The sequence below is a fragment of the Mesorhizobium sp. M0184 genome, assembly GCF_040322215.1.
Classification (GTDB): Bacteria; Pseudomonadota; Alphaproteobacteria; order Rhizobiales; family Rhizobiaceae; genus Mesorhizobium.
The window spans coordinates 95,273-120,727 of record NZ_JAMYSZ010000009.1 but is presented as its reverse complement, the minus strand read 5'-3'; the positions used below and the strand labels follow the sequence as shown (position 1 = coordinate 120,727).

Genomic DNA, 25,455 nt, shown 5'->3' with positions numbered 1-25,455 from the left:
AGACGGATTTGGTGCGCTTCCTGACAAAGCGATCGGAGGATTGAGGTGCAGGCGGGAAACGCGCATTACCGGCTCGCTGCGGACTTACCGTCGACCATGCCGATCTTTCCGCTTGAGGGCGCATTGCTGCTGCCGGGAGGCCGCATGCCGCTCAACATCTTCGAGCCGCGCTATCTGCAGATGGTCGACGAGGCGATCGCCGGGCCGCGGCTGATCGGCATGATCCAGCCCAGCCTTGACGGTGCGCTGCGTCCCGACGGCGAGCCGGCGCTCTGCAATGTCGGCTGCGCCGGGCGCATCATTGCGCTGTCCGAGAGCGGCGACGGCCGTTACCTGATTTCGCTGCAGGGCGTGTGCCGGTTCCGTATTGTCCAGGAGCTCACGGTCAAAACACCGTTCCGGCAGTGCCGGTTGGCACCCTTTCTCGCCGATCTCGACGAGGAGCAGGCAGACGCCGAGATCGACCGGCCGGCGCTGCTCAAAGCGTTTCGCGCCTATCTGCAGGCTAACGATCTGGAGGCCGACTGGGAAAGCGTCAGCCGCGCCGAAAACGCCATGCTGGTCAACGCACTGTCGATGATGGCGCCCTACGGGCCGGCCGAGAAACAGGCGCTGCTCGAAGCGGCCGATCTGAAGACACGCGCCGAGACCCTGATCGCCATCACCGAAATGGCGCTGGCGCGCGACAATGAGGATTTCGGTTCGAGTTTGCAGTAGGTTCTTGCCTTCTCCCCTTGTGGGAGAAGGTGGATCGGCGCGCAGCGCCGAGACGGTTGAGGGGTACTGGACGGAGTGCCGTCGGTGCCAAGCTGGAACACCCCTCATCCGACCAAGCTTCGCTCGGCCACCTTCTCCCACAAGGGGAGAAGGGGAAGTCCGCGCTCGAAACCTTAACCGATTGCCTTGTGAAAAGGATGGATCGAATGGCGGATGGACGTGACGGGAACAGGACTGTCGACCCCAAGCTGCTGGAACTCTTGGCCTGCCCGCTGACCAAGGGGCCGCTTGCCTGGGATCCGGAGCGCGGCGAGCTTATCTCGCGGGTGGCAAAGCTTGCCTATCCGGTGCGGGACGGCATTCCGATCATGCTGCCATCGGAAGCGCGTGTCATCACCATAGATGATGCCATGCCACCGCCGCCGCGCCTGGGTGGAACGCCCTGAGTGCTGCGGTTCAGAGCCGCTCCGTGGCGATCTTTCGCGCCTCTATTGAAAATTGCGCCCTTTGGGCATGACCTTCTCTGCCCTTCCCAATAGTTCCGTTTGCGCGATGCTGCCAGGCTGAGCCTCGTCTGCACTGCTCGACAGTCTGTCCGCAGGCCTTGCCTGCTCAAGCAGCACCGACAGCCACGGCGTCAGATCCTCGACCTTCTCGGCGACGATATGGATGACGTCCGATTCCGATTGCAGCTTGCCGGTGACGCGGATGAGACGCGCGCCCATGACGATGGGGCGGAAGCGGTCAAAAGTCCTTTCCCAGAAAATGATGTTGGCGACCGCATTCTCGTCTTCCAGCGTCAGGAAAATCGCCTTGCCATTGCCCGGCCGCTGCCGCACCAGCACGAGGCCGGCGACCGAAACGCGCCGGCCGTCCCGCACCTGGCCGAGCCGCACATTGGGCGTGACGCCGGAACGATCCAGCCTTTGACGCAGGAAGGCGACCGGGTGCGCCTTCAGCGACAGGCCAAGCGAGCGGTAGTCGTGGACGACGTGCTCACCGAGCGGCATTGTCGGGAGCCTGGTTGCAGGCTCCAGATCGCGCAAGCGGATCGCCGGCTGGTCGAACAGCGGCAGCTTTTCGGCGGCACTCTTGCCGTCGAGCGCGCGGACCGCCCATAGAGCGTCGCGACGGTTCAATCCAAGCGACCGGAAAGCGTCGGCCTGCGCCAGTTTTTCGATCTCGTCGACGTTGAGGCCCGAGCGCAGCCAGACGTCGCGTACGGATGCATAGCCGGCGCCGCGCCTCGACACAAACGCTTCCATGCGCTCCTTCGACAGGCCCTTGACCTGGCGAAAGCCGAGCCGGACGGCATGGCTGGTCCGGATGACGCCGCGCATCTGGGCATGGCGGTCAAGGATACGATCCGGATCGAAAGGCGATTTCTCCAAGGCGCAATCCCAGCCGGAAAAATTGACGTCGACCTCGCGGATCTCGACGCCGTGGTCATGCGCGTCGCGGACAAGCTGGGCCGGCTGGTAAAACCCCATCGGCTGGGAATTCAGGATCGCGGCGCAGAACACGTCGGGATAGAAGGTCTTGAACCAGCAGGAGGCATAGACCAGCAGGGCGAAGGAGGCGGCGTGGCTCTCGGGAAAGCCGTATTCGCCAAAACCCTCGATCTGCTTGAAGCAGCGCTCGGCGAAGTCTTTTTCGTAGCCCTTGGCGACCATGCCGTCGACCATTCTCTTGCGGTAATTGCCGATCGTGCCGGTGCGCTTGAATGTCGCCATGGCGCGGCGCAGTTCATCGGCCTCGCCCGGCCTGAAGCCGCCAGCAACGATGGCGATCTTCATCGCCTGCTCCTGGAACAGCGGCACGCCCATCGTCCTGCCGAGTATTTTTTCCAGTTCCGGCTTGGGATATTCGGGTTTTTCCTTGCCTTGCCGACGGCGCAGATAAGGGTGGACCATGTCGCCTTGGATCGGGCCGGGCCGCACGATCGCCACCTCGATGACGAGGTCGTAAAAGCTTTTCGGCCGCAGCCGCGGCAGCATCGACATCTGCGCGCGCGATTCGATCTGGAAGACGCCGATCGTGTCGGCACGGCAGATCATGTCGTAGACATGCTTGTCCTCGGCAGGCAGAGTGGCCAGCACATAGGGCAGGCCGTACTCGTCCCGCGCCTGCGGATAATGATCCTGGAGCAGGGTGAAAGCGCGCTGCAGGCAGGTCAGCATGCCGAGCGCCAGCACGTCCACTTTAAGGATTTTCACCGCGTCGAGATCGTCCTTGTCCCACTCGACCATCTTGCGCTCGTCCATCGCCGTCTTGACGATGGGCACGATCTCGTCGAGCCGGTCCCGGGTGATGACGAAACCGCCGACATGCTGCGACAAATGACGAGGAAAGCCCATGATCTCGTTGGCGCATTCGATCACATGCCTTGTCGATGGATCGGTCTGATCGAGGCCGCCGGCCTTTGTCTCCTTTTCGCCGAGCTCCGAGGTCGACCAGCCCCAGATCGAACTGGACAGCGCGCCCCGGACGTCGTCCGACAGGCCCATCGCCTTGGCCACTTCGCGCATCGCCGAGCGGCCCCGGTAGCTGACGACGGCGGCGGCCAGCGCGGTGCGCTTGGTGCTGTATTTGGAATAGATGTACTGGATGACCTCCTCGCGCTTTTCATGCTCGAAATCGACGTCGATGTCGGGCGGCTCGTTTCTTTCCTCGGAAATGAAGCGCTCGAAAAGCGTTTCGATCTTGTCCGGGCCGACTTCGGTGATGCCAATGCAGAAGCAGACGATCGAGTTGGCGGCAGAGCCGCGCCCCTGGCAGAGAATGTTCTGGCTGCGGGCGAATTTGACGATGTCGTGGACAGTCAGGAAATAGCGCGCGTAGTTCAGGCGCTCGATCAGAGCGAGCTCCTCCTCGATGCGCTGCGTCACAAAAGCGGGCACGCCCGAGGGGTAGCGGATGGCGGCTCCCTCCTTGGCCAGCCTTTCCAGTTCGGCCTGCGGCCCAAGACCCGATTCCGTCGGCTCGTCGGGATAGTTGTATTGCAGGTCACTGAGCGAGAAGGTCAGCTCGCCGGCAAAACGCAGCGTTTCCGCCAGCGCTTGCGGATGCCTGCGGAAAAGCCGTGCCATCTCCAGCGGCGGCTTTAAGTGACGCTCGGCATTGGCCGCCAGCTCCAGCCCCACCTCGGCGACGGGCACATTGAGGCGGATCGCCGTCAGCACGTCCTGCAGCGGGCGCCGTTCCGACGTATGGTAGAGAACATCGTTGGTCGCCATCAACGGGACGCCGGCCAGCTCCGCCATCGCCGCCGCCTGCTCGATACGGAAGCGGTCGTTGCCGCGGTAATCCGGCGAAACCGCAAGCCGCAGGTTTTCATCGAAACGATCCTTGAGCCGGCTAAGGAGTGCGAGGCTGGTTTCCGCGTCCGCCGACACATCCGGCAGTATGGCGAGCGACAGGAGATCGCCCCATTCGAGAAGATCGCTCTGTTTGAGGAGCGTCGCCCCTTTTTCGTTCTCGTCACGCAGATTGGCCTGCGTCAGCATGCGGCAGAGATGACCCCAACCCTTGCGATCCTGCGGGTAGGCGAGGATGTCCGGCGTGCCGTCGCAAAAAACCAGGCGGCAGCCGGGATGATAGGAAGCACCCTCCACCTTGGCCTGCTGCCAGGCGCGCACCACGCCCGCCACCGTGTTGCGGTCGGCGAGACCGATCGCCGAAAACCCCAGGAATTTTGCCGCGACCACCAGCTCCTCCGGTTTCGACGCACCGCGCAGAAACGAGAAGTTCGACTGGATGCCGAATTCGGCATAGGGGTTGGCCGTCAGCGCATTCATGCGAAGATCCCATGCATGAACCAGCGCGGCGAGGGCTGCGAGGCGCCGTAAAGGCCCTGGCGATAGAGCCAGTAACGGCGGCCGTCGGCATCCTCGATGCGGAAATAATCCCGGGTCGGGGCATCTTCTCGTCCCGCCGCCCCTCGCCACCATTCCGGCGCGATGCGCTCCGGCCCTTCGGCGCGCGCGACCCGATAGAGCGCGCGCCGCCAGCGGAAGTTCAAAGGCGGGCCTTCCGGCATTTCGGTGGCCGGCACCTCGATCGGCTCGGGCGAACGGAAAAGCCGGATCGGCCGTTCCGGCTGGAAGACGGTCGTAGGAGCGTCCTTCGCCTTGTCCGGCTGCTTCGGCGGCGAGCTTCTCTGCGGCGCCTCCGTGAAGGGAAGGGTGGCGACGGCGCGCTCCGGCAAATGGCTCTCGACGGCGACCGGCTTCAAGACCGCGCCTTCGCCGAGCCGGGCTCGAATACGGTCGGCAAAAAGCGCGATATCGGCACCGTCGTCGCTCGTCTCGCCGGCAAGGTCGGCCTGCTGCATGTCGAAGGCGGCGGCGGTCAGCACCGAAAGGCGCACGAGATCGAAGCCATAGCCGGCGTCGATATCCTGTTCGAGCGCGGCAAGCCTTTCGTGGAACAATTTCTGGATCAGCCGCGGCTCGCGCAGAGGCCGCGAGGTGCCGACGGCGATGCGGCTGACGCCGCCATCGACGCGGAAAAGCAGCAGCGCCAGCCGCCTTGCGCCCTCGCCGCGACGCTCGAGGTCGCTCTTCAAGGTGGTCGCCAGCATGCCGGTCAGCCGCTCGATGTCCTCGGTCAGCATGATCGGCTCGGCAAGGTGACGCTCGACCGAAAGCGGTGCCACCGGCAGGCGCGGCGACACGGCCTCCTCGAGGCGGCCAAGCGCCTGGTCGAGGCGCAAGAGCAGCGATGCGCCGAAGCGGCGGGCCAGCGGCGCGCGCGGTGCCGCCATGACGGCGCCCGCCGTGCGCAGGCCGACGCTTTCGAGGCTGGCGCGTACCTCCGGGTCGATGCGCAGCGCCGCCAGCGGCAAGGGCGCGAGAAGCGCTTCCTCCTCACCATCGGGCACGATGCGGTCGCCAGCAAACCGCGCCGCCGCCCAGGCAGCACCAGGCGTGGCGGCAAGCCCGGCGCGGACATCGAAGCCCTGATGGAAAAAACGCGACAGGATATCGTCCAGCATCGAGCGTTCGCCGCCGAAAAGATGGGTGCAGCCGGTGACGTCGAGATAGAGGCCGTCGGTCCCGTCAAGCGCCACCAGCGGGGTATAGCGGTCGCACCAGTCGGCGAGGCCTTCGAGCAGGCGCCGGTCGGCCTCCGGATCGGCCTCCACGATGTCGATCGAGGGATGCATGGCGCGTGCGTCGGCTATGCCCATGCCGCGCTTCAGATTAAGCGCCTCAGCCCGTTCGTCGAGGGCGGCGATGCGCTGGGTGTTCCCTTGGCGATGGCTGATCACCAGCGGCAGGTGATCCGACGGCCGGGAACGCCAGGACCGCCCCAGACGCTGCCGCAGGATCCTCTCGGCGGCGAGATGCGGAAACCACAGGGATAGGACTCTTTGGCCGTTCTGGGGCCCATTCCTGAGACCTTCCTTGCTCGCCCCGTCTTTCTTCGAATATGCGTTCATCGGGGTTCCACTCCAGTGTGAATTTTCCGGGCAAGGCCGTGCGGCTCTTGCCGATGGCGACGGTGAAGGCGGGCCGGCCGATCGAGCCGGCGAGCGGCCCGGCAAGCGTCTTACGCGTTGCCGCCGGTGCCGCCGACAGGATGAGGCGGACGGGCGCTGCCGTCGGTTCGGGCTCGCCGGCCTGGCGCAGCAGGAACAGCGGCCGGCCCGCACTCTGCGCGCGGGCGTGCAGCCGCCGCGTCGCGGTGAGGTCAAGCCGCTGCGGGCTGCCGCGGATTTCGAGGATGACGGCGGCCAGTGCCGTCATCCGGGCAGCCTCCTCGGCGATCCACAGCGCATCGAGCAGCCTTGGCGCCTCGGAAAACAGCAATTGCTCCGGCTCGATGCCGAAGAAGGCGTGAAGCCCCCTGGCATAGGGAAAGCCGGCCTCGCGGAAAACCTCGGATGTGCCGATCCACAGCACCGGCAATCGCGGCCCCTGGCTGAGGATCAGGCTGACGAGCGACAAGGCAAAACCGGCAACGGCCCCGGCATCGCGGGTCGCGGCGCCATGAAACTCGCTCACCGCCGCCTTCGGCAGGCCGCCGCTCAGCGCAGCATCGAGGCGCTCGGCGCCGGTGCGCAAAAACGCATCGGGCGGCGCCACGGCGAGGCCGCGCCGGACAATGGTCAGATTCCGAGCGGGTGTCGGATGCCGAGAGGGTGTCAGACTCTGACGAGGGACATCCGCGTCAAACGACGAACTGGCCGGCGCCTCCAGGCGCTCGGGCAAGGTCCCTTCGATCTTCGCGATCTGGCGGCGCAGGGCAAAAACAGTCTCCCGCGCCACGGCGCTTGTCGCCATGACGGTCAGCTTCCACTCACAATTGTTCCTGTTATGTTCTTATAGATTCCAGAGGCCGCCCGAAGAGTCAAGCGGAGTCATGGGGAATTTATTCCTGTAGTGGGGGCATGGCACGGGCACTCCAGCCCGACCATTTGCCGAGTCCGGCCTGAAAGCCTATATGCCGGGATCAAAGGACAAAGCATGGCTCGCATCTACCAAACACGCATCTGGCACGACCAGCTTTCGCCAACGATGGAGGAAATGGAACTCCTGGCGCTGGAGGCCTATGCCCATCTGCCGGAGGAGTTTCGCAAGTTGACCGGCGAGATCGTCATTCAGATCGCCGAATTCCCGACCGACGAGATCATGGACGACCTTTCGCTGGAAACGCCCTTCGACCTGCTCGGCCTGTTCGAGGGGCGCGGCATCGCCGAGCGCTGGAACCCGCAGACCGGCGAGGGGCCGAACCGCATCACGCTCTATCGCCGCGCCATCCTCGACTATTGGGCCGAGAACGAGGAAACGCTGGGCGACATCGTCACCCATGTGCTGATCCACGAGATCGGCCACCATTTCGGCCTGTCGGACGACGATATGGAGAAGATCGAGGAAGCGGCGGAGTGATCGGGCACGAGCGGCTGAGCTTACGCAACAGTCCGACGTCTCATTCCTTCACGCCCCCCTCTGTCCTGCCGGACATCTCCCCCTCAAGTGGGGAGATTGGCAGCTTCGCCGACCGCGCCCTTTTTCTAACATTGGAGATTGGCGAAAGCCGACGTGACATCCAATCTCCCCCCTTGAGGGGGAGATGTCCGGCAGGACAGAGGGGGGCGCTGTCCCGCCAACGTCTCGCCGCCATTTTATCGTCTACCAATCGCTGAGCTTGGTGTCGGGGCCGTATTCCTGGCCCTCGATATCCTTCACCACCGCCTGGCCGCAGCGCATGGTCTTGGCCTCCTTGTCATAGGCATAGGTCGGCGAGCCGAACAGGTGCCAGCCCTTGTTCAGCGCCGCCGTCACCTTGTGGCAGAAGCTGGCATCGTCCGGGCCGGACAGAAAGCGGTAGAGTTTCATTCTTCAATCCTGTCGTCAGTTACGTTAGTCATGCGCGAACAGCGGCGGCCTTCGCCAGCAGTTTTTCGGCCTGTGCCAGATGCAGCCGCTCGACCATCTTGCCGTTCAGCGCAACTACCGCCCTACCGGGATTTTCGGCGAGCGCGAAGGCATCCTTGACCGCGCGCGCCTCGGCTATTGCTTCGGGCGACGGTGCAAAGGCGCGGTTCGCGGCTTCGATCTGAGCCGGATGGATCAGCGACTTGCCGTCAAAACCCATGGCGGCCGCTTCCGTGCACTCGCGCGCAAACCCGTCCATATCGCGAAAATCATTGAAGACGCCATCGAGCAGGTCGAGGCCGCCGGCACGCGCGGCGAGCACCATTTGCATCAGCCATGGAACGAGATAGCGCCGATCGGGCGTGGCGAGAATTCCGGTGTCCTTGACCAGGTCATTCGTTCCGGCAGCGAAACAAGCCAGTCTAGAGGCCGGATCGCGGCCGAGCTCGGCAATCGGCCCAATGTTGAGCAGCGCCTTGGGCGTCTCGATCATCGCCCATAGCTTGACTTTGTCGGCGATAAAATTGTCGTCGAGCACGTCGCCGGCCTCGAGAATGTCGCGCGGCGTGTCGACCTTGGGCAGCAGGATGGCGTCGGGCGTGCATTTTGCCGCGGCCAGCAGGTCGGCGCCGCCCCATTCGCTCGACAGCGCATTGATGCGCACCACCATCTCGCAGCGCCGGTTGGAACGGCCGGCGAAAATCGCCGCCAGTTTTTCGCGCGCGGAAGGCTTGTCGGCCGGGGCGACGGCGTCCTCGAGATCGATGACGACGGTATCGCAGGCCAGCGATTGGATCTTGGCCAGCGCCTTGTCGTTCGAAGCCGGGACGTAAAGCACCGAGCGGCGCGGGCGGTAGCTTTCGGTGGTCATCTCCGATCTATGCCGTCTGCAGCCGGCCGAGGCAAGCCGTGCATAAAAACTGCACGCAATTTCGGAAAATCTCCTCGTCTCCGCCCCGCTTGCCACCCGACCGGATGCGACAAGGGCGGCATGCAAGAGCAAACGAACTCCCGTTGGTCCCTGCCGTACCGGCTTCGCAGCGAAAGCTGGTGGCTCGTCGATCCGCCCCGGACTTCGGCAAACCTCCTCCCTTTCGTCCGGAAATCCTCGCCCACCGGCCGCATCAAAGCCGCCGAGAAAGCCCGATCATGATAGTATTCCTCTCGGCGGCGCCGAGCTATTGCAGCCGCTTCGGCGTTGCCGTCCTGCTCGTCGCGCTGGCCGATTTTTTCTTCTATGGCCAACCGGCGGGCATCACGCTTTTCCTGTTCGGCGTTGCGATTGCAGCTGCGAGCATGGCTCTCCATCCTCTCGGCGCCTTCAACGATGGCAGGTTCTGGTTCAAGCCGGTTGCGCTGTTTATGGCGCTGCTGCCGCTTGTGGAAAATGTCAGCGCACTGTCCGTCTCGATCGCGCTGGCGGCGACGGCCATCTTCGCGCTTTCACTGGCCGGACGGTTGCGGCGCGGCCTTGCCCGCATTGCCGGCCAACTCTCGCTGTTCCTGCTTGCAACGCCATTTCGGCTCGTCCTTGATTTCTTCCGCTGGCGCATGGCGGCGCGGCGGCTTGGCCGGCGGCGCGTGCGCCTTGCGGCGATCGCCGTCTGGGTCATGCCGCTGAGCCTCGGCGCAGTGTTCCTCGCGCTGTTCGGCGCCGCCAATCCGGTCATCGAATACTGGTTCTCGCTGATCGACCTGATGGCACTGCTCGACCTCGTCCAGCTGCCACGTCTCGCCTTCTGGCTGTTCGTGCTTGCCTGCGTCTGGGCCTTTCTGCGGCCGCGCCTGCCGCGCTTTCTCCGCCGCCGCAGGGTGTCGCCAGCCAGCGCACCGGCGACGCCGGCCACCAGGACCACCATCGAGGACATCGTCTTCGGCAAGGCCGCTATCCTCCGCGCGCTCGTCGTCTTCAACATCCTGTTCGCGGTGCAGAGCGCACTCGACGCCACCTATCTGTGGGGCGGCATCGCGCTTCCCGACGGGCTGACCTATGCCGCCTACGCGCATCGCGGCGCCTACCCGCTGATCGTCACGGCGCTGCTGGCCGCCGGCTTCGTGCTGGCGGCGCTGCGGCCGGGAAGCGCGACCTCCGGCGATCCGCTCATCCGCCGGCTGGTTTATGCTTGGGTGACGCAGAACATCCTCTTGGTGATCTCGTCGATCCTGCGGCTCGATCTCTATATCGGTATCTATGCGCTGACCTATTGGCGTGTCGCTGCGTTCGTCTGGATGGGGCTGGTGGCGGCGGGCCTTGTCCTGATCATAGCCCGCATCGCGCGCGGAAAGTCCAACGAATGCGCTGCTTGCCGCCAATCTTCTGACGCTATCGGCGACGCTCTATGCCTGCTCGTTCATCAACTTTGCCGCGCTGATCGCCAACTACAATGTCGACCATTGCTTCGAAATGACCGGCCAAGGCACCCAGCTCGACGTCTGGTACCTGCGCTCGCTCGGGCCCGGCGCCTTGCCGGCGCTCGATCGCTTCGTCCAGCACCAGAGCAGGACGGTTTCCGCAGAGGATGCCTCCATCCGCGAACTCGCCGGCTGGTATGCACAGGACGAAGCACGCTTCTGCGCCGGCCAGGAAAACTGGCGGGGCTGGAGCTTTCGTGACTGGCGGCTCAACCGCGCCCTCGACAGGCGTGGCCCGTTCGTGGTTCCTCCGATGTCCGAACCCTTCATGCCGGGCCGCTGATTTGATGCCGCACCACATACTGGTCGCCGACGACGACCCGCACATTCGCGAAATCATCTGCTTCGCGCTGGAAAAGGCCGGCATGAAAACGCTGGCGGTGCCGGACGGCGCGGCTGCCTTGCTGGCGATCGAACGCCGTGCTCCCGATCTTGTCGTGCTCGATATCGGCATGCCGGAAATGGACGGGCTGGAAGTGTGCCGGCGGCTTCGCCACACATCCGACCTGCCGGTGCTGTTCCTGTCCGCGCGGGATGAAGAGATCGACCGCGTCCTCGGGCTGGAGATGGGCGGCGATGATTATGTCACCAAGCCGTTCAGCCCGCGCGAGCTGGTCGCCCGCGTCAACGTCATTCTGCGCCGCGCTCGGCCCACGCCGGAACTAGCCGACGACCGGCAATTCTCGCATGGCAGACTGTTGCTGGTTCCGGCAAGCCATACAGCCAGCTTCGACGGCAAGCCGCTGGCGCTGACGTCGATCGAATTCGCGATCCTGAAAGACTTTTGGCGCGGCCGGCGCATGTGCTTGGCCGCGACATGGTGATGGCCAACGCCTATGCGGCCAATATCCATGTCGCAGACCGCACCGTCGACAGCCATATCCGCAATATCCGCGCCAAGCTGGCGGCCGTCGGCTGCGTCGATGCGATCGAGACCGTGCACGGCGTCGGTTTTCGGCTGGGCGGATGCGGCGCGTGAGCGCCCAAGAACTGATTGGCAGCAAATGGCGGCCTCGCCTCGCCACGGTCGTCATCGCCATCCTGATCATGGTAATGGCGCTGCCGCTGGCCGGCCTGTTTTTCTTCCGGCTCTACGAGAACCAGCTGATCCGGCAGACCGAGGCCGAGCTGATCGCCCAAGGCGCCGCCCTTGCCGCGATCTATGCGCAAGAGGTTCGCGAGGCCGGCATTGCCCCGGAAAAGCTAGGCGCACCCGTGCCTTCACCCAACACCAGCGATCGGGCCTCTCCCTACCAGCCGATCGAACCGGGCCTCGATCTTGCGTCCGACGGGATCCTGCCGACCCGGCCCGCGGCCACCGCGGCCAGCGCCGATCCCGCCTTCGCTGCAATCGGCGCACGCCTGACGGGCATTCTTGCCGAGACGCAGAAGACCACGCTCGCTGGCTTCCGGCTGCTCGACCCCAGAGGTGTGGTCATCGCCGGCCGCGCGGAAGCCGGCCTGTCGCTCGCGGCTGTCGAAGAGGTTCGCGCAGCGCTTGCCGGCCGCTACGCCAGCGCGCTCAGGCTGCGGGTTCCCGACCAGCCGTCGCCGCCGCTCTATTCGGTCAGCCGCGGCACCAAGGTTCGCGTCTTCGTGGCCATGCCGGTTGCGGTCTCCGGCAAGGTCGCCGGCGTCGTCTATCTGTCGCGGACGCCGAACAACATCGTCAAGCATCTCTATGGCGAGCGCGGCAAGGTGGCGCTGGCGGCAATCGCCATCCTCGGCGGCGCGCTGCTGATCGGGCTGGTCTTCCTGCGCGCCGTCAGCCGTCCGATCTATGCGCTGATGGAACGCACGAAACGCATCGCCGCCGGCGACCGCGCGGCGATCAGGCCGCTCGATCACCACGGCACGCGCGAAATGGGTGAACTCTCTGCTGCTTTCCTCGACATGGCCGAAAAGCTGCACGCACGCTCCGACGGCATCCAGACCTTTGCCACCCACGTCTCGCACGAGCTCAAATCGCCGCTGACGGCGATCCAGGGGGCTGCCGAACTGCTGCGCGATTCGGGCAGCGCGATGGACGAGGCCGAGCGGCGGCGGTTTTCGGACAATATCGTCACCGATGCCGGCCGGCTCAACCTTCTGGTGCGCCGCCTGCTCGACCTGGCGCGCGCCGAAAATCTCGAGCCGAGCGGCGAAAACACGTCGCTCGGTGCGTCATTGGCGCTGCTGCCGGCAGACGACAGGCTGGCGGTGCGCGTCGAGGCGGGCACCGAGATCGGGCTGCGCATATCGGCCGAAAACGCTGCGATCGTGCTGGCCAATCTCATCGACAATTCGGCGCGGCACGGCGCGACGCTGGTATCGGTCACAGCCGCAAAAGCGGACGGCAAGGCCACCATCGTGGTCGCTGACGACGGCGCCGGCGTTTCGCCCAGCAACCGAGGCCGCATCTTCGAGCCGTTCTTCACCACGCGCCGCGATTCCGGCGGCACCGGCATGGGCCTCGGCATCGTGCTGGCCCTCCTGAAAGCGCATGATGGCACGATCCGGCTGGTTGACTCGGCGAGCGGCACGCGCTTCGAGATCATCCTGCCGGCGGCGTGACTCGGCGATTCAGACCGGAAGGGCGAAAAGGTGCATTACGACATCGTCATCATCGGCGGAGCCATCGTCGGCTCGTCGGTTGCCTATTACCTGCGCGAGGAAGGGTTTTCGGGCTCGATCGCGCTTGTCGAGCGCGACCCGCAATTTTCCCGCGCCGCGACCACGCTGTCCTGCGCCTCCATCCGCCAGCAGTTCTCGATCCCGGAAAACATCCGGCTGTCGCAATTCACGCTGAAACTGTTCCGGCGGCTCAGGGAAGAGTTTGGCGCGGACGCCGATATCGGCTTTCGCGAAGGTGGCTACCTCATCCTTGCCGGCGAGAACGGGCTGCCGATCCTGCGGGCCAACCACGAGGCGCAGATGGCCGAGGGCGCCGACATCGTGCTCGAGGATGCGGAGGCGCTCGTCCGCCGCTTTCCGTGGCTGTCGGTCGAGGGCATTTCCGCCGGCGCCTATGGCCGCAGCGGCGAAGGCTGGTTCGACGCGCATGCGATGCTGATGCTGTTCCGCAAGGCACTGCGGAGCAAGAACATCGATTTCATCACGGCGTCGGTGACCGGTATGGAGCGGCAAGGCGGCCGCGTCACCGGTGCGACCCTCGACAATGGCGAGCGGCTCGAGGCCGGCATCGTCGTCAATGCCGCCGGGCCGAACGCCGGGAAGGTGGCAACGATGGCCGGGTTGGCGCTGCCGGTGGAGCCGCGCAAGCGCAATGTCTTCGTCTTCGAGGCGCGCGAGAAATATGACGACATGCCGCTGCTGGTAGACCCGAGCGGCATCTATGTCCGGCCGGAAGGTTCGGTCTACATTACCGGCGGCGCCGAGCCGGAAGAAGGCGACGGCCCCGCCGACCCCGCCGATTTCGACCCCGACTGGCCGCTGTTCGAAGAGGTGATCTGGCCGGTGCTGGCGACCCGCATTCCAGCCTTCGAGGCGATCAAGCCGACGCGCGCCTGGGTCGGCCATTACGACTACAACACGCTCGACCAGAACGCGGTGATCGGCCCGCACCCGGAGGCCGGCAATTTCCTCTTCGCCAACGGTTTTTCCGGCCACGGCTTGCAGCAGGCTCCGGCGGTCGGCAAGGCGCTGGCCGAACTGATCGTGCATGGCGGCTATCGCACGGTGGATTGCTCGGCGTTCGGGTACAGCCGGATCGCCGACGGGCGGCCGTTTCGGGAATTGAATGTAATTTAACGCTGGCGCGAAGGGATGCTACCGTTGGGTTAGGCCGCCACCAAGCCGCCTGCACCAAGATACGCCTGAAGCCAGCCCAGCACCCTACCCCAGCCTTCCGCGTGCTCCGTTGCGGCAGCAGCGAGGCCGGCAAAGCCGCCATGGCAGATGGTGACGCGCGTGCCGCCGGCGATCGGCTCCAGCAGCCAGGCGACTTTGGTTTCGCGGCGGCCAAGCGTCGGATGATCCCAGTCATATCTGCGCGTCTGCACGATCCGGCGCGGCTCTTCGATCTCCAGGAATTCGCCACTGGCGGGCAGGTGTCTGCCGGCCGCCGTCTCGACGGTGACGCTCCAGCGGCCGCCGACGCGGAGGTCGGCCGCCCATCCGGTCATCCGGTAGGTCCTGGCGGACCCCCACCAGCGCTCGACCTCGCGTGTAACGAGCGCGTCAAATATCCGCTCGGGCGGCGCGCAAACATCGGCGCTCGCCATGACGGTCTCGCCATTGGTTATGCTGTGCACCGCGGAACCGTGCATCACCTGTCCTCCAGAAACGTTTCGCTATCGAAACGACCTCAAGCCTTCGACGCCGGGCGCGACAGGCCTTTGCCGGTTTCGAGCAAGCTCTTCAGGCTGGACAGGATGAGCGGCCAGCCGTTCGCCACATGGCCAAGCAGCTTGTGCGGTCCATCGGCTTCGTGTGTGATGGCGAGCTTCATCATCTCGCCCTCCTGCTCGAGGGCGAAGGTGCAGCGTGTGTAGCCGTCCGCCTTGACCTCGGGCATGAACTCGTTGCGCCATTTGAGCACGATGCGCTTGGGTGGATCGATCTCGAGGACCTCGCCGCTGTCGGTGACGCGGCCGTCGGTGTAAACCATCTTCCACGCCGAACCTTGTTTCCAGTCGCTTAGCATCTGGGCGCCGAGGAAATATTGCCGCTGGAACTCCGGCTCGGTCAGAGCTTGCCAGAGTTTTTCGGGCGAGGTGCGGGTGTAGGTGACATAAACGAAAATGTTGCTCATCAGTCTTCCCTTTCGAGGCGTTTCTTCAAATCGCTGAGGGCGCCCAGTCGCCCCCGCTCGAATTTGCCGATCCAGCGTTCGGCGATCTCGTTGATGGGAACCGGATTCAGATAATGTTGCTTCTCGCGTCCCTTGCGGATGGTGGTGACGAGGTTTGCTTCTTCCAGGATCGCCAGATGCTTGGTCACCGCCTGGCGCGTCATGTCCATCTCACCGCACAGCGCGTTCAGCGTCTGCCCGTTCCTGGCATGAAGGCTGTCCAGCAATCGCCGGCGTGTCGGGTCGGCCAAGGCGCGAAAGACGGCATCCATGCTCATGACTCTAATATGCAACCATTTGGTTGCATGTCAAGAGGCAGAACCCTAGCCAAGAATGCGCGGGTTGAGGTCGCTGGGAGTGGATTTCAGCGCTTGCGGCCGAACCAGAATGCGTTGGGCATGCGCTCCATGCCGATACGCTCATAGAAGCCGACGGCGTCGGGTATGGAGATCAGGCTGATGGCAACGGAAGGTCCGAGTTGCCGGCGTGCCTCATCCATCAGGCCCTTGCCGATACCCAGCCCTTGCGCCGATGCAGAAACAGCGAGCTCGGAGATATAGCAGACCCAGGAAAAGTCGGTGATGCCGCGAGCGACACCAACCAGCGGCTTGCCCGGTGCATCGATGCGCGCGGTGAGCACCAGGTCGGCACTGGCAAGCATCGCCTTCAAACGGGCATGATCATCGACGGGCCGTGTCTCGCCGAGGCCGGATTCCACCAGAACGCGGCGGAACTCGGCGATGCCGAGGCCCGGTTCGCTGGCATAAAGGATCGTGGATCGCGTTGTCATGTCGACAAAAGTGCACCATGGGCTGGTGGTTTTGAAGCTGTTTTGTACCGATTTTGTATTTCGATCGACGACGGAAGTCCAAAAACAGCCGTCTTTTATTTGCCCGCGGCATTGTGTAAACCGGGCGCCAGCAATTCCCCGCAACGAGAAGAAGACGGGCAAGAACCATGGAAAAATTCACCAAGCTCACCGGTGTCGCCGCGCCGATGCCGATCGTCAATGTCGACACCGACATGATCATCCCCAAGGATTATCTCAAGACGATCAAGCGCACCGGGCTCGGCACCGGCCTGTTCGCCGAAATGCGTTACAAGGACGACGGCTCGGAAAACCCGGACTTCGTGCTCAACAAGCCGGCCTACCGCAAGGCGCAGATCCTGGTCGCCGGCGACAATTTCGGCTGCGGCTCGAGCCGGGAACATGCGCCGTGGGCGCTGCTCGATTTCGGCATCCGCTGCGTCATCTCGACCTCGTTCGCCGATATTTTCTACAATAACTGCTTCAAGAACGGCATCTTGCCGATCACCGTCAGCCCGGAAAACCTGGAGAAGCTGATGGACGATGCCTCGCGCGGTTCCAACGCGACGCTGTCGGTCGATCTCGAAGCCAAGGAAATCCGCGGGCCGGACGGCGGCGTGGTCAAGTTCGACCTCGACGAATTCAAGCGCCACTGCCTCTTGAACGGCCTCGACGATATCGGCCTGACCATGGAGAAGGCCGGCGCCATCGCTTCGTTCGAGAAGAAGAACGCCGAGCTGCGGCCCTGGGCATAGGCTCTAAAGCCGCGCCGACGGTCAGCCTCTACGCCAAGTGTCCGGGGAGGGATGTGATGACACGCTTGCTTGTTGCCGCTGCCTGCGGACTGCCGCTGATGCTGCTGCCCCCGGCGAGCGTCTATGCCCAGACGCAGACGCCCGCCACGGAAGCGCCAGCGGCAGATCAAGGCGCCAGCGACACAGCCGCCGCCGACGATGACAAGCAGGCGCCGATCCCGTTCGAGGGCGGCCAGCTGACCATCACCCAGGAGGAAGAATACGGGGAACGGGTACTCGCCTTCGACGGCAAGGAACTGGCGCGCAATTACGACGTCTTCTTCGACAAGATCGTCGAGGTCGGCGGCGTCAAGGTGGCGCTGGTCGATGTCGGCGACGGCGGCAACCAGTGCGGCCCGGCCAAGGTGATCGTGTGGAAGCCGGAGGGCGGTGCGATCCAGACGACCACGGTCGAGCAGGATGAATGCGGCGCGCCGCCGGCCGCGATCTCCGACAGCGCCGTCTATTTCGTACCCTATCTGCTGCCGGGCGATTCCAAGCCGGCGCTGCAATGGTCGCCGACGGACGGACTGACGACGTCCGGTAATCTGACCTACATGCCGGAGCCGGGCACCGACTGGAAAGACATCGATCCGTCGAAATACGACAACATCATTGATGCCTTTCACAACGAGGCCGTCTACAGGCTAGCCGAGACGCTGCTCGGCAAGGACATGCCCGACATGGCGACCAGCCTGCTGGTCGGCGGCGGCACGGAAAAAACCGCGTCGGGTGCCTTCTTTGCCAGCGGCTGCGTGCCGCATGATTGCGGTGGCAATGACGGCTTCATGGCGGTCGACCCGGTCAAGCACAAGCTGTATTTCGCCCGCCGCGGCGACAAGCCCGAGCCGGACGCGTGGCCGGCGGTGAGTACATGGCCGGCCGACGTCAAGGAAGCGCTGGACAAGGCGCTGGGGTCGCCGAATTAGAAATCGTTCTGCCGCGATCCTTCGCGCGCCCCTCTGTCCTGCCGGACATCTCCCCCACTTGGGGGGAGATCGGCCGTCACCGCCGCTTTCGCCAAACCGCCTACGCTGCAAAAAAGGAGGACACCATGCGAAAACTGATCTCCACCGGTTCGCCCTTCGAGAAGACCGCCGGCTATTCGCGCGCCGTGGTGCAGGGCGACTGGTGTTTCGTGTCCGGAACGACCGGCTACGATTATGCGACCATGTCGATGCCGGAGACCGTGGAGGCACAAACGCGCAATTGCCTGACGACGATCGCCAAGGCGCTCGGGGGCGGCGGCTTCGAGACGGCCGATGTGGTGCGGGCGCATTACTATATCACCGATGCGGCTTTCGTGGATGTGGTGTTCCCGATCCTCGGCGAGGCCTTTGGCGAGATCAGGCCGGCGGCAACGATGATCGTGTGCCAGCTCAACAAGCCGGAGATGAAGATCGAGATCGAGGTGACGGCGCTGCGGCGCACAGCCTGATGCCTGTCACGGTTGCGACAACGACACGGTTAGCACGAGGATCGGCCCATGGTGAAGGTCAGGCGCATCGTTGCAAACATAGACACGCAGGATATCGCGGCGGCAAAACCCTTCTATCAGGATGTGCTCGGCCTCGATCTCAAGATGGATATGGGCTGGATCGCTACCTACGGCTCGCAAGAGACGATGTCCGTGCAGGTCAGTTTCATGGCCGAAGGGGGATCAGGAACGCCGGTGCCGGACATCTCTATCGAAGTCGACGACGTCGATGCCGCGCTTGAAAGCATGAGGACGGCCGGCTTTGCCATCGAATACGGTCCGGCGGACGAACCCTGGGGCGTGCGGCGCTTCTTCGTACGCGACCCGTTCGGCAGGCTGGTCAATATCCTTTCGCATCTCTAGGCATTTTGTCTTGAGCATCGGATTTTCCCAAAACCGGTTTCCACTTTTGGGTCCGATGCTCTGAACCGCAGGCTTGCGCGCCGGCCGCTTGGCGTTTAGCAAGGCCGCGGCTCACGACACAATCAGGACGGTTCCCCATGGCTTCGAAAAATCTTCTCCTGCTTGCCGGCGACGGCATCGGCCCCGAGGCAATGGCCGAGGTGAAGAAGCTGATTTCCGCCATGAACGACAGGCTCGGCAGCGATTTCGTCACCGATGAGGGCCTTGTCGGCGGCTGCGCCTACGACGCGCATGGCGCGGCGATTTCCGATGCCGACATGGCCAAGGCAATGGCGTCGGACGCGGTGCTGTTCGGCGCCGTCGGCGGACCGAAATGGGATGCGGTGCCTTACGAGGTGCGCCCGGAGGCGGGTCTGCTGCGGCTGCGCAAGGACATGGAGCTGTTTGCCAATCTCAGGCCGGCAATCTGCTATCCGGCGCTGGCGGCGTCCTCCTCGCTGAAGCAGGAGGTGGTCGAGGGGCTCGATATCCTGATCGTGCGCGAGCTCACCGGCGGCGTCTATTTCGGCGAGCCTAAGCAGATCATCGACCTCGGCAACGGCCAGAAGCGCGGCATCGACACCCAAATATACGATACGTTCGAGATCGAGCGCATTTCGGGCGTTGCCTTCGAATTGGCGCGCACGCGCAAGAATCACGTCACCTCGATGGAAAAGCGCAATGTGATGAAGTCGGGCGTGCTGTGGAACGAGGTCGTCACCCAGACGCACAAGGCCAAGTATGCCGACGTCAAGCTCGATCACATGTTGGCCGATGCTGGCGGCATGCAGCTGGTGCGCTGGCCGAAGCAGTTCGACGTCATCGTCACCGACAATCTGTTCGGCGACATGCTGTCCGACATCGCCGCCATGCTGACCGGCTCGATCGGCATGCTGCCGTCGGCCTCGCTCGGCGCGCCGGATGCGAAGACAAAAAAGCGCAAGGCGCTCTACGAGCCGGTGCACGGCTCGGCGCCCGACATCGCTGGCAAGGGCATCGCCAATCCGATCGCCATGATCGCCTCCTTCGCCATGTGCATGCGCTATTCCTTCGGCATGGTTGAAGAGGCCGACCGGCTGGAAGGCGCGATCGCCGCCGTGCTCGATCAGGGCTTGCGCACCAGGGATATTCATTCACCGGGGATGACCGAGGTCGGCACCGCTGAGATGGGCGACGCGATCATCGCCAGGTTCCTGGGCTGATCCTGTGGCGGTCGACGTCCGCTGGGCGACGACTGGGGATGCGGCGGCACTCGCCACCCGTGCTTTGCGAGATGGCGGTGCATTACCGGCAACCGCCACTCGACGCCAGCCAGGTTTTGTCGGCGGCGCAGAAATGGCTTGGCGACGAAAGCCCATCCTATCCGCATTTTGCGCTCGCCTTCGTCGATGGCGAAGTTTGCGGGCTGGCCTCGGTTGCGATCGCGCATCCCGGCATCGATCTCGAGCGGCTGCTGTTCCTCAAGGACCTGTTCGTGCGCGATACCGCCCGCGATGACGGTGTCGGTCGAGCGCTGATGGCATTCCTCGCCGGCAATTGCATGCGCGAAGGCATCGGCCGTATCGATCTGACCACGGAGGACTGGAACGAAGGCGCGCTGCGCTTCTACGTCGGACTCGGCGCGGAGCGCCAGGGCCAGAAGGTCTTCCTCAGGCTTTCGAGCGAGGCGCTGAAGGCGATCGCTAAACCCTGACGCCCGCCGGCACCGGACCCCACTGGTTTTCGCGCGGCTGGGTCGGGATCAGCGCAAAGATCAGGATGATCACGGTGCCGAAGGTCGGGATCAGGAAAAGCAGGAAGAGCCAGCCGGTCAGGCCGATGTCGTGCAGGCGACGCACGTTGAGCCCGAACCACGGCAGGGCTGTCGCCAGCAGAAAGAGGCCGAAAAGGCCGACCGCTACTGCCGGCAGTTCACTGTTGTCGAGATTGCCCATGGCGTCGTCGATAAAGACGCCGAGTCCTATGACCACGATCAGCGCGATCGTCCAGAACAGGCAATAGCCCCAATATTCCTTGCGGCAGGCACGGCCAGCGAAGTTGAAGTAATTCTCGGTCAGACCCAGCCAGAAATAGTTCCACAGGCCGGCCGATTCGGCCGGATTTTGTTCAGCGGAACGGCCGAAATGTTGCGGCTGACGTGCCGCGGGCGCATTGCCGGCCTGAGACGGCGCGGCGGTTGCAGTGGAGGCGTCGGCGGGCGCACTGGCAGGTTGGGCGCGGATCGAAAAAACATCGCGTGCCCGTCCGCCAGCCGGCTGGAATTCGACGGTCGTACCTCCGGCAACCGATGCTTCGCGGCGCAAATCTTCGCGCGCCAAAGTGTAGCGGTTGCCGTCGGCTCCGGTGATGAAGCCGAAACCCTGGTCTTCGTCGTAATGAAGAACTTCGCCGCGCATGTCCTGCCCACCCCCATTTCCCCGCCCCAGACTGTGCAAAGTTCCGGCAGACCGCAAGGGGCGTGCGGAAATGGAGAGTGCTGGCTATTTACCCCGGCCGTTCTTCGATTTCTTGTGTTTCGCAGGTCCGCCTTCGAACTTCGCCTTGGCCGGTTTCCCGGCCCAGGGCTTCGCCTCGAATGCCGGGCGCTGGTCGGCCGGTGCGCGCTTCTCGAATTTGGGCGTGTTCTGATCGAAGGTGCGCTTGCCGCGGTGCGGCTTCTTGTCGGGCCGTGGTTCCTGATAGCCGGCCCGCGACAAATCCGGCGTGCCGTCCAGCCGCTTGACCGCAATGTTGCCCTGCAGCTTCCGGTCGGGGCCGATCGCAGCGAGGAAACGCTCGGCCCAGTCCGCCGCGATCTGCACGAAGGTTTCCTCCGGCTGCATCTTGATGGCGCCGATCTCGCGCTTGGAAATGCCGCCTGTCCGGCACAGCATCGGGATCAGCCAGCGCGGCTCGGCATTCTGCCGGCGTCCGACCGACAGCGAGAACCAGACGCTGTCGCCGAAATCGTCGCGGCGGCTCGGTGTCTCGTCCCGCCGCGCAAATTTTTCGCCCGACGGCGTGAACGCTGCCACGTCGAGAAGATCCTCCGGCGCCGAGTGGCTGGAGCGGCACATCCGCACGAAGGCGGCGGCAACCTGTTCGGGCCCGTGCTGATCGAGAAGCGCCTCGACGAAGCCGCGCTCCTCATCCTTCATAGGCTCGCTGAAGACCGGATCAGCGAGAATGCGCTCGTCGTCGCGCCGTATCACGTCGTCGGCCGACGGCGGGCTCGCCCAGGTTGCCGCAAGGCCGGCACTTTGCAGCAGCCGCTCGGTGCGCCTGCGGGCACTATTGGGCACGATCAGCGCGCTGACGCCCTTGCGTCCCGCACGACCCGTGCGTCCGCTTCGGTGCAGGAGCGTTTCCGGGTTGGTCGGCAGGTCGGCATGGATCACGAGCTCGAGATTGGGCAGGTCGATGCCGCGTGCCGCGACGTCGGTGGCGATGCAGACCTTGGCGCGGCCGTCGCGCATCGCCTGTAGCGCGTGGCTGCGCTCGTTCTGGCTAAGCTCGCCGGACAGCGCCACCACGGAAAAGTTGCGATTGTTGAAGCGCGCTGTCAGATGGTTGACGGCGGCGCGGGTGTTGCAGAACACCAATGCATTCTTCGCCTCGTAGTAGCGAAGCACGTTGATGATGGCGTTTTCGCGGTCCGCCTGGGCGACGCTCAGCGCCCGGTATTCGATGTCGAGATGCTGCTTTTCCTCACCGGAGGCCGAGATGCGTACCGCATCGCGCTGGTAGCCTTTGGCCAGCGTGGCGATGGAGCGCGGCACGGTCGCGGAAAACATCAGCGTGCGGCGATCGGCGGGTGCGGCATCGAGGATGAATTCCAGATCCTCGCGAAAGCCGAGATCGAGCATCTCGTCGGCCTCGTCGAGCACCACTGCCTTGAGCGCCGACATGTCGAGCGAATTGCGGGTGATGTGGTCGCGTAGGCGGCCGGGCGTGCCCACGACGATATGGGCGCCGCGCTCCAGCGCGCGCCGTTCGGTGCGCATGTCCATGCCGCCGACGCAGGACGCCACCGTGGCGCCGGTCAGTTCGTAGAGCCATTCCAGCTCGCGCGTTACCTGCAGGGCCAGCTCCCGCGTCGGCGCCACGGCCAGCGCCAGGGGTGCCGCCGCGTGGGAAAAGCGCTCCGCGCCATCGAGAAGGGTCGGCGCCAAAGCCAGACCGAAGGCGACGGTCTTGCCGGAGCCGGTCTGGGCCGAAACCAGCGCATCGGCCTGGCCAAGCTCGAGAACGGCCTTCTGCACCGGCGTCAGCTCGACATAGCCGCGTTTTTCCAGCGCCTTTGCCAGCGCTGGAACAATAGCTTCGAAATTGGACATCTTGCTCTTTCGAAATTCGGATTCTGAATACCCGGCGACGGGTCAAATGTCGGCAAGCGCCACAGACGGGCGCCACGAGCCAGACGATGCTCGTTCGTACTTGGTGCCGCCGTCATTGTACAGGGCGGGCGGGTCGGCCTGGTTGGATTGACTCTAGACGTAAACCGCGTAAAAGCCGGCACCGAACGGGATAGTTTTCGATGCGCGGCCTTTTGATGGCGCTTTCTGCCTTCGACATCCCCGGCCCCAATGCGAACCATTGGGCCGGGCGCGTCTTTGCGTCTCCTCGTTCCAGCAAAATCACGTTCTTGCTCAAAAAAACCGGCAAAACGACCACCAAAACGGTCTGATTCCCTTGGCCTAACCACCCTCTCCCGGGTCCGGCCCGGGGGTTGAAACCCGCATCGGCCGGCGGGTTTTCTCCAGAAAACGAGCGGAGAGGGACAGGAGATTTCGATGAGTTTCAAGGTTGCGATCGTCGGCGCCACGGGCAATGTGGGCCGGGAAATGCTCAACATACTCGAAGAGCGCGACTTTCCGGTGAGCGAGGTGGTGGCGCTGGCCTCGCGGCGCAGCCAGGGCACGGAAGTGTCGTTCGGCGACCGCACGCTGAAGGTCAGAGCGCTCGACCAATATGATTTTTCAGATACCGACATCTGCATCATGTCGGCCGGCGGCAACGTCTCCAAGGAATGGTCGCCGAAGATCGGCAAGCAGGGCTGCGTCGTCATCGATAATTCGTCGGCCTTCCGCTACGACCAGGACGTGCCGCTGATCGTTCCGGAAGTGAACCCGGATGCGATCTCGCTGTTCACGCGCAAGAACATCATTGCCAACCCGAACTGCTCGACGGCGCAGCTGGTCGTGGCGCTGAAGCCGCTGCATGACGCGGCCACCATCAAGCGCGTCGTCGTCGCCACCTACCAGTCGGTCTCCGGCGCCGGCAAGGAAGGCATGGACGAATTGTTCACGCAGACGCGCGCGGTGTTTGTCGCCGACCAGGTCGACGTCAAGAAGTTCACCAAGCGTATCGCCTTCAACGTCATCCCGCATATCGACGTCTTCCTCGACGACGGCTTCACCAAGGAAGAGTGGAAGATGGTGGCCGAGACCAAGAAGATGCTCGATCCGAAGATCAAGCTGACGGCGACCTGCGTGCGCGTGCCGGTGTTCATCGGCCATTCGGAAGCGGTCAACATCGAGTTCGAGAAGCCGATCACCGCCGATGAGGCGCGCGAGATCCTGCGCGAGGCGCCGGGCTGCCAGGTCATCGACAAGCGCGAGGACGGCGGCTACATCACGCCGCTGGAATCGGCCGGCGAGGACGCCACCTTCATCTCGCGCATCCGCGAGGATTCGACCATCGACAACGGCCTGTCGATGTGGATCGTCTCCGACAATCTGCGCAAGGGCGCGGCACTCAATGCGGTGCAGATCGCCGAGCTGCTGGTCGAGCGCGGGCTGATCCAGCCGAAGAAGAAGGCGGCATAGTTCGCTCACGGCCGTATCGCCGCTAGCGCGGCTGGCCTCCGCGGGGGCGCCGGACGACCGGCGGCCTGCGGTCGCAGGCTCGGCCTTCGGCCGCGGTTTTTGCTCAGCTTGCTTTTCCGCTCACGGCCGTATCGCTGCTGTTGCGGCTGGCCCTCCGCGGGGGCACCGGACGACCGGCGGCCCGCAGTCGCGGGCTCGGCCTTTGGCGGTTGTTTCGCTCACGGCCGTATCGCCGCTACGCGGCTGGCCTCCGCGGGGGCGCCGGAAGGCCGGCGGCCCGCAGTCGCGGGCTCGGCCTTCGGCCGTTCACGCCCTTCTCGCCGTTCGCGGGGAGGAGGTTCCGGCAGGCGTATGAGGGGCAGCGCAGGCGTCTCAAATAGGCAGCAAGGCGCCGGTGTCACAGCCGGTTCTCCTCCGCTAGGTCCAACAGCAACTCCAGCGCCTCCTCCGCCCGGTCGGCGGGCACGAACAGATGATCGTGGTAGAAGGCCGAGACCGGATTGACGCCGATGCCGGCGGTGGCCAGCCGCGCGGTGATGGCGGCGAGGAAGCCGACCGCTTCCAGCGACGAATGGATGTTCAGCGTCAGCATCCGGCAGCGGAACACGGTTTTCAGTCCAGCGGCCTTGGCATGCTCTTCAAGCACGATCAGCGTCGTGCCCTCGCGCTCGCGAAATAGCATCACCGGCTGGAGCCTGTCGGGAACGGGCGCATCGGGTGGCAACGTGGTGAAGACATGAACGCCGGCAAGCAATTCCGGCGTCATTGCCGCCAGCAACTGTTTCAGGTCGGTCTCTCCGGCCATCGGTTGCTTTCGTTGTGCGATCAGGCGGTGGTTGCCGTCGAGCGCTCGGAAGACACCTC

25 protein-coding genes and 2 pseudogenes are annotated in these 25,455 nt (G+C 64.3%); 15 read left to right on the top strand and 12 right to left on the bottom strand.

Features of this window, described 5'->3' with window-relative positions:
• Window positions 1-45 precede the first annotated feature (45 nt).
• A complete protein-coding gene (locus tag NKJ23_RS13700; protein WP_352621884.1) occupies window positions 46-717 on the top strand; it encodes an LON peptidase substrate-binding domain-containing protein in 672 nt (223 codons plus the stop codon).
• Between the two features lie 206 nt (window positions 718-923).
• Entirely contained in the window at window positions 924-1,163 is a 240-nt protein-coding gene (locus NKJ23_RS13695; protein ID WP_023675986.1) for a Trm112 family protein, read from the top strand.
• 42 nt (window positions 1,164-1,205) lie between these two features.
• Here the strand turns inward: NKJ23_RS13695 and NKJ23_RS13690 are convergent, their stop codons facing one another.
• From NKJ23_RS13690 to NKJ23_RS13680, 3 genes are read right to left on the bottom strand one after another with little or no spacing between them, the layout of a single operon-like run.
• Window positions 1,206-4,514, bottom strand: coding sequence for an error-prone DNA polymerase (locus tag NKJ23_RS13690; RefSeq protein WP_352680636.1), 3,309 nt, complete (start codon window positions 4,512-4,514; stop codon window positions 1,206-1,208).
• The gene (locus NKJ23_RS13685; protein ID WP_352680635.1) at window positions 4,511-5,989 is read right to left on the bottom strand and encodes a DUF6504 family protein; all 1,479 of its coding nucleotides are present in this window, start codon (window positions 5,987-5,989) and stop codon (window positions 4,511-4,513) included. The genes NKJ23_RS13690 and NKJ23_RS13685 overlap by 4 nt, the downstream gene beginning before the upstream one ends.
• Entirely contained in the window at window positions 5,931-7,004 is a 1,074-nt protein-coding gene (locus NKJ23_RS13680; RefSeq protein ID WP_352680634.1) for an ImuA family protein, read from the bottom strand. Before NKJ23_RS13680 ends, NKJ23_RS13685 begins: the two co-directional genes overlap by 59 nt.
• A 183-nt stretch (window positions 7,005-7,187) precedes the next feature.
• Between NKJ23_RS13680 and NKJ23_RS13675 the strand changes: the two genes are divergently transcribed.
• A complete protein-coding gene (locus tag NKJ23_RS13675; RefSeq protein ID WP_352680633.1) occupies window positions 7,188-7,610 on the top strand; it encodes a metallopeptidase family protein in 423 nt (140 codons plus the stop codon).
• Window positions 7,611-7,853: 243 nt separating this feature from the next.
• On the opposite strand, the gene NKJ23_RS13670 is transcribed toward NKJ23_RS13675, so the two are convergent.
• Both NKJ23_RS13670 and NKJ23_RS13665 read right to left on the bottom strand, forming a co-directional pair.
• Window positions 7,854-8,060, bottom strand: a complete 207-nt coding sequence (locus NKJ23_RS13670) for a DUF1737 domain-containing protein (protein ID WP_352458330.1) — start codon at window positions 8,058-8,060, stop codon at window positions 7,854-7,856.
• 28 nt (window positions 8,061-8,088) lie between these two features.
• Window positions 8,089-8,970, bottom strand: coding sequence for an HpcH/HpaI aldolase/citrate lyase family protein (locus NKJ23_RS13665; RefSeq protein ID WP_352680632.1), 882 nt, complete (start codon window positions 8,968-8,970; stop codon window positions 8,089-8,091).
• A gap of 278 nt (window positions 8,971-9,248) precedes the next feature.
• Between NKJ23_RS13665 and NKJ23_RS13660 the strand changes: the two are divergent.
• The 4 genes and pseudogenes from NKJ23_RS13660 to NKJ23_RS13640 all read left to right on the top strand — a co-directional run bounded on the left by NKJ23_RS13660 (window position 9,249) and on the right by NKJ23_RS13640 (window position 14,261).
• Window positions 9,249-10,794, top strand: a pseudogene (locus tag NKJ23_RS13660) (DUF4153 domain-containing protein).
• Window positions 10,795-10,798: 4 nt separating this feature from the next.
• Window positions 10,799-11,490: pseudogene (locus NKJ23_RS13650) on the top strand (response regulator transcription factor).
• Complete coding sequence (locus tag NKJ23_RS13645; RefSeq protein ID WP_352680631.1) at window positions 11,478-13,064, top strand: ATP-binding protein; 1,587 nt, start codon at window positions 11,478-11,480, stop codon at window positions 13,062-13,064. The pseudogene NKJ23_RS13650 and the gene NKJ23_RS13645 overlap by 13 nt, the downstream one beginning before the upstream one ends.
• A gap of 30 nt (window positions 13,065-13,094) precedes the next feature.
• Window positions 13,095-14,261, top strand: a complete 1,167-nt coding sequence (locus NKJ23_RS13640; protein WP_352680630.1) for an NAD(P)/FAD-dependent oxidoreductase — start codon at window positions 13,095-13,097, stop codon at window positions 14,259-14,261.
• A 29-nt stretch (window positions 14,262-14,290) separates the two neighbouring features.
• Here the strand turns inward: NKJ23_RS13640 and NKJ23_RS13635 are convergent, their stop codons facing one another.
• The 4 genes from NKJ23_RS13635 to NKJ23_RS13620 all read right to left on the bottom strand — a co-directional run bounded on the left by NKJ23_RS13635 (window position 14,291) and on the right by NKJ23_RS13620 (window position 16,093).
• Window positions 14,291-14,779, bottom strand: a complete 489-nt coding sequence (locus NKJ23_RS13635; RefSeq protein ID WP_352680629.1) for an SRPBCC family protein — start codon at window positions 14,777-14,779, stop codon at window positions 14,291-14,293.
• A 38-nt stretch (window positions 14,780-14,817) separates the two neighbouring features.
• On the bottom strand, window positions 14,818-15,264 hold the full coding sequence (locus tag NKJ23_RS13630; RefSeq protein WP_352680628.1) for an SRPBCC domain-containing protein: 447 nt from the start codon (window positions 15,262-15,264) through the stop codon (window positions 14,818-14,820).
• Window positions 15,264-15,575: an ArsR/SmtB family transcription factor gene (locus tag NKJ23_RS13625; protein ID WP_031213186.1), complete on the bottom strand. Its 312-nt coding sequence runs from the start codon at window positions 15,573-15,575 to the stop codon at window positions 15,264-15,266. The genes NKJ23_RS13630 and NKJ23_RS13625 overlap by 1 nt, the downstream gene beginning before the upstream one ends.
• A gap of 92 nt (window positions 15,576-15,667) precedes the next feature.
• Window positions 15,668-16,093 (bottom strand): GNAT family N-acetyltransferase, encoded by a 426-nt coding sequence (locus NKJ23_RS13620; protein ID WP_352636469.1) that lies wholly within the window; start codon window positions 16,091-16,093, stop codon window positions 15,668-15,670.
• Window positions 16,094-16,260: 167 nt separating this feature from the next.
• Between NKJ23_RS13620 and leuD the strand changes: the two genes are divergently transcribed.
• From leuD to NKJ23_RS13590, 6 genes are all read left to right on the top strand, one after another.
• Window positions 16,261-16,866, top strand: coding sequence for a 3-isopropylmalate dehydratase small subunit (gene leuD, locus NKJ23_RS13615; protein WP_023680526.1), 606 nt, complete (start codon window positions 16,261-16,263; stop codon window positions 16,864-16,866).
• Window positions 16,867-16,922: 56 nt separating this feature from the next.
• Window positions 16,923-17,834: an Ivy family c-type lysozyme inhibitor gene (locus tag NKJ23_RS13610; RefSeq protein ID WP_352570054.1), complete on the top strand. Its 912-nt coding sequence runs from the start codon at window positions 16,923-16,925 to the stop codon at window positions 17,832-17,834.
• A gap of 125 nt (window positions 17,835-17,959) precedes the next feature.
• Complete coding sequence (locus NKJ23_RS13605) at window positions 17,960-18,343, top strand: RidA family protein (protein WP_352680627.1); 384 nt, start codon at window positions 17,960-17,962, stop codon at window positions 18,341-18,343.
• 51 nt (window positions 18,344-18,394) lie between these two features.
• Complete coding sequence (locus NKJ23_RS13600; RefSeq protein ID WP_352570210.1) at window positions 18,395-18,745, top strand: VOC family protein; 351 nt, start codon at window positions 18,395-18,397, stop codon at window positions 18,743-18,745.
• Window positions 18,746-18,882: 137 nt separating this feature from the next.
• Window positions 18,883-19,986 (top strand): 3-isopropylmalate dehydrogenase, encoded by a 1,104-nt coding sequence (leuB, locus tag NKJ23_RS13595; RefSeq protein WP_352680626.1) that lies wholly within the window; start codon window positions 18,883-18,885, stop codon window positions 19,984-19,986.
• A gap of 38 nt (window positions 19,987-20,024) precedes the next feature.
• The gene (locus NKJ23_RS13590; RefSeq protein WP_352680625.1) at window positions 20,025-20,477 is read left to right on the top strand and encodes a GNAT family N-acetyltransferase; all 453 of its coding nucleotides are present in this window, start codon (window positions 20,025-20,027) and stop codon (window positions 20,475-20,477) included.
• Here NKJ23_RS13590 and NKJ23_RS13585 read toward each other — a convergent pair.
• Both NKJ23_RS13585 and NKJ23_RS13580 read right to left on the bottom strand, forming a co-directional pair.
• Window positions 20,467-21,180: a DUF805 domain-containing protein gene (locus NKJ23_RS13585; RefSeq protein ID WP_352680624.1), complete on the bottom strand. Its 714-nt coding sequence runs from the start codon at window positions 21,178-21,180 to the stop codon at window positions 20,467-20,469. The two genes, NKJ23_RS13590 and NKJ23_RS13585, sit on opposite strands and share 11 nt — an antisense overlap.
• 84 nt (window positions 21,181-21,264) lie before the next feature.
• A complete protein-coding gene (locus NKJ23_RS13580) occupies window positions 21,265-23,100 on the bottom strand; it encodes a DEAD/DEAH box helicase (protein ID WP_352680623.1) in 1,836 nt (611 codons plus the stop codon).
• 200 nt (window positions 23,101-23,300) lie between these two features.
• Between NKJ23_RS13580 and NKJ23_RS13575 the strand changes: the two genes are divergently transcribed.
• Both NKJ23_RS13575 and NKJ23_RS13570 read left to right on the top strand, forming a co-directional pair.
• On the top strand, window positions 23,301-23,450 hold the full coding sequence (locus tag NKJ23_RS13575; protein WP_352680622.1) for a hypothetical protein: 150 nt from the start codon (window positions 23,301-23,303) through the stop codon (window positions 23,448-23,450).
• A 106-nt stretch (window positions 23,451-23,556) separates the two neighbouring features.
• Complete coding sequence (locus NKJ23_RS13570) at window positions 23,557-24,591, top strand: aspartate-semialdehyde dehydrogenase (protein WP_352680621.1); 1,035 nt, start codon at window positions 23,557-23,559, stop codon at window positions 24,589-24,591.
• A 397-nt stretch (window positions 24,592-24,988) separates the two neighbouring features.
• Here NKJ23_RS13570 and NKJ23_RS13565 read toward each other — a convergent pair whose 3' ends face one another.
• Complete coding sequence (locus NKJ23_RS13565) at window positions 24,989-25,396, bottom strand: ACT domain-containing protein (protein WP_023680736.1); 408 nt, start codon at window positions 25,394-25,396, stop codon at window positions 24,989-24,991.
• Window positions 25,397-25,455 lie beyond the last annotated feature (59 nt).

Coding starts and splice junctions, on each gene's coding strand:
- NKJ23_RS13605 (WP_352680627.1), top strand. CDS start 17,960: ATGCGAAAACTGATCTCCACCGGTTCGCCCTTCGAGAAGACCGCCGGC.
- NKJ23_RS13585 (WP_352680624.1), bottom strand. CDS start 21,180: ATGCGCGGCGAAGTTCTTCATTACGACGAAGACCAGGGTTTCGGCTTC.
- leuB (WP_352680626.1), top strand. CDS start 18,883: ATGGCTTCGAAAAATCTTCTCCTGCTTGCCGGCGACGGCATCGGCCCC.
- NKJ23_RS13590 (WP_352680625.1), top strand. CDS start 20,025: ATGCGGCGGCACTCGCCACCCGTGCTTTGCGAGATGGCGGTGCATTAC.
- NKJ23_RS13645 (WP_352680631.1), top strand. CDS start 11,478: ATGCGGCGCGTGAGCGCCCAAGAACTGATTGGCAGCAAATGGCGGCCT.
- NKJ23_RS13690 (WP_352680636.1), bottom strand. CDS start 4,514: ATGAATGCGCTGACGGCCAACCCCTATGCCGAATTCGGCATCCAGTCG.
- NKJ23_RS13630 (WP_352680628.1), bottom strand. CDS start 15,264: ATGAGCAACATTTTCGTTTATGTCACCTACACCCGCACCTCGCCCGAA.
- NKJ23_RS13575 (WP_352680622.1), top strand. CDS start 23,301: ATGCGCGGCCTTTTGATGGCGCTTTCTGCCTTCGACATCCCCGGCCCC.
- NKJ23_RS13675 (WP_352680633.1), top strand. CDS start 7,188: ATGGCTCGCATCTACCAAACACGCATCTGGCACGACCAGCTTTCGCCA.
- NKJ23_RS13695 (WP_023675986.1), top strand. CDS start 924: ATGGCGGATGGACGTGACGGGAACAGGACTGTCGACCCCAAGCTGCTG.
- NKJ23_RS13635 (WP_352680629.1), bottom strand. CDS start 14,779: ATGCACGGTTCCGCGGTGCACAGCATAACCAATGGCGAGACCGTCATG.
- NKJ23_RS13610 (WP_352570054.1), top strand. CDS start 16,923: ATGACACGCTTGCTTGTTGCCGCTGCCTGCGGACTGCCGCTGATGCTG.
- NKJ23_RS13580 (WP_352680623.1), bottom strand. CDS start 23,100: ATGTCCAATTTCGAAGCTATTGTTCCAGCGCTGGCAAAGGCGCTGGAA.
- leuD (WP_023680526.1), top strand. CDS start 16,261: ATGGAAAAATTCACCAAGCTCACCGGTGTCGCCGCGCCGATGCCGATC.
- NKJ23_RS13670 (WP_352458330.1), bottom strand. CDS start 8,060: ATGAAACTCTACCGCTTTCTGTCCGGCCCGGACGATGCCAGCTTCTGC.
- NKJ23_RS13565 (WP_023680736.1), bottom strand. CDS start 25,396: ATGGCCGGAGAGACCGACCTGAAACAGTTGCTGGCGGCAATGACGCCG.
- NKJ23_RS13625 (WP_031213186.1), bottom strand. CDS start 15,575: ATGGATGCCGTCTTTCGCGCCTTGGCCGACCCGACACGCCGGCGATTG.
- NKJ23_RS13620 (WP_352636469.1), bottom strand. CDS start 16,093: ATGACAACGCGATCCACGATCCTTTATGCCAGCGAACCGGGCCTCGGC.
- NKJ23_RS13665 (WP_352680632.1), bottom strand. CDS start 8,970: ATGACCACCGAAAGCTACCGCCCGCGCCGCTCGGTGCTTTACGTCCCG.
- NKJ23_RS13680 (WP_352680634.1), bottom strand. CDS start 7,004: ATGGCGACAAGCGCCGTGGCGCGGGAGACTGTTTTTGCCCTGCGCCGC.
- NKJ23_RS13570 (WP_352680621.1), top strand. CDS start 23,557: ATGAGTTTCAAGGTTGCGATCGTCGGCGCCACGGGCAATGTGGGCCGG.